Genomic DNA, 1,991 nt, shown 5'->3' on the forward strand with positions numbered 1-1,991 from the left:
ATTTTGATTTGTTTTAGTATTCATAATAAGCTAACCCTTGCTTGCGTAATGCGGGTTCGAGACCCAGTAGACTATTCGAGTATTTTGCTTGGAGTCTTTTACAGCGTTCGTTCTTGTTATCGGTCTCTCAATAGAGGAGCCATCGCTCAATCGAACTACTGTAAAAGAAGGCCTTAGTTGCAGCTAAGGCTTGGGTCTCACTTTACCAAAACAGGTTTTAAAATTAAAAAGATGGGTTTATTATCCATACAAGTCATTCAAGCAGGACAAATAACAGTTGGCTTTTGCTCCTGCGTCGCTTATTTTAGCCAACAATTATTTGCCTCTTAATGAGGCGTTATATGGCAAGAGGGTAGTCTGATCAAACTTCTACTTATTCCTGGTATGGACGGAACTGGAGAGCTGTTTAATCCGTTATTGAAGTTACTACCTCAATATCTTGAGCTACAAGTCATATGTTTAAATTCATTGTGTTCGCAAAAACCTGAAGAACAAGCTTTTGAAATAACTTCCTTAATAGGCGAAGATGAGATTATTATTCTTGCTGAATCTTATTCTGGTTTTATCGCTTATCATTTATCTTTAATACCCACCGTAAATATTAAACATATAATTTTCGCGGCTAGCTTTTTAGAGAACCCTTCCAAACTATCAAAACTAAGTAGTTTGCTACCTCTAAATTTAATCCGAAACGGCTTCATTCCAAGCTTTATTTTAAGTCGTTTTTTGTTCGCTCAAAGTAATAATAAATACCTTGTTAGCCTATTTCTTTCAGCATTAAAGTTAATTGATAACTCGACATTAAAACAAAGGCTAAAAATCATTTCTAATTTAGTCGCCCCAGTAAAGCAAGTTTCAGTACCATGTACTTATGTGAATGCAAAAAGTGATTACCTTGTATCTAAAAAATCAGTACACTTATTTAATGAGTTATTTGTAAATATCAATATAGTTAATGCAACAGGAGGTCACTTCATTGTGCAAAGTAACCCTCTGTATTTTTCAAAGTTAATTCATGGCGTAATTGCCATATAACACATATGAGCCTCCCGTTGGTCAATAGGTAATAGTGATCTTTTCGGCAACTTTTCGGTTGTCGAATCCTAGTTAATCAGCAAAATAATCTACTTCGCTTGTCATTTTAGCTGTCAGGTCTCAATCGCCTACAGCAAACACATATAGAGGCTCTCTTATCGTGGTCTCACCACATGCCTGTTTGGACTTAATCCTTTAAAATAAACAGGGGCACTAGACATTCATCGGTTAACCCTCATATGGCACTATTCAAAAGACGGGTTTAATAAATTACCCAGTTAGTAGCAGGCTCAAAGAAGGTGTAAACGATTTTGCTGATTAAATTAAATGCACGCCAATCGGATGTCTAATCAAGACCAAGAGGCTAGCGAGCGATGAAACATAAACCCTGTTAAACCTAGTTAGGTTAGTTACGAATTAACGCAGGATTTAACGTGTTTTCAGCTTAAGCTTCCAGTTAGACGTTCAGCTCATCCGATTGCGTGACTGACTTAACCTAATAATCGGGTTTCATCGAATACCTTTTTGTTCTTAAGCATAAAATAGACACAGCGTCCTAACTTGTGAGCCAATGCCGATAAGGCTTTTGCTTTGCTCATTTTCTTTTGTAATTTAACTAAATATTGTTGTGCTTTCTCATTACCACGTAAATACAGAACGGCAGCTTCAGAGAATGCCCACTTAAGATGTTGGTTCCCAATTTTATTGCCTTGAGTACCGTAAGATTTACCAGCTGATTCAGCTTTGCATTTAACTAATCGACAATAAGAAGCAAATTTTTGCACCGATTCAAAACGAGCGATGTCGCCAATTTCATAAATAATGGTTAGCGCGAGAATTTGCCCGACACCAGGAATGGATTTGAGCAAGTGAAAATCAACGGGGTTATGTTGTTTAGCTTGTTTTTCGATATACCATTCGATTTTAGATAATTGGGCATTGATATCACTAATTAG

General features: G+C 36.7%; 2 protein-coding genes. One reads left to right on the plus strand and one right to left on the minus strand.

From position 1 onward, the window contains the following. Nucleotides 1-384 precede the first annotated feature (384 nt). Nucleotides 385-1,035, plus strand: a complete 651-nt coding sequence (locus XM47_RS18625) for a hypothetical protein (protein WP_048695992.1) — start codon at nucleotides 385-387, stop codon at nucleotides 1,033-1,035. Between the two features lie 491 nt (nucleotides 1,036-1,526). On the opposite strand, the gene XM47_RS18630 is transcribed toward XM47_RS18625, so the two are convergent. Beyond that, nucleotides 1,527-1,991 (minus strand): IS110 family transposase (locus XM47_RS18630; RefSeq protein ID WP_048695995.1); only part of this gene is annotated, 465 nt, incomplete at its 5' end.

The sequence above is a fragment of the Catenovulum maritimum genome, from assembly GCF_001050375.1.
Taxonomy (GTDB): Bacteria; Pseudomonadota; Gammaproteobacteria; order Enterobacterales; family Alteromonadaceae; genus Catenovulum; species Catenovulum maritimum.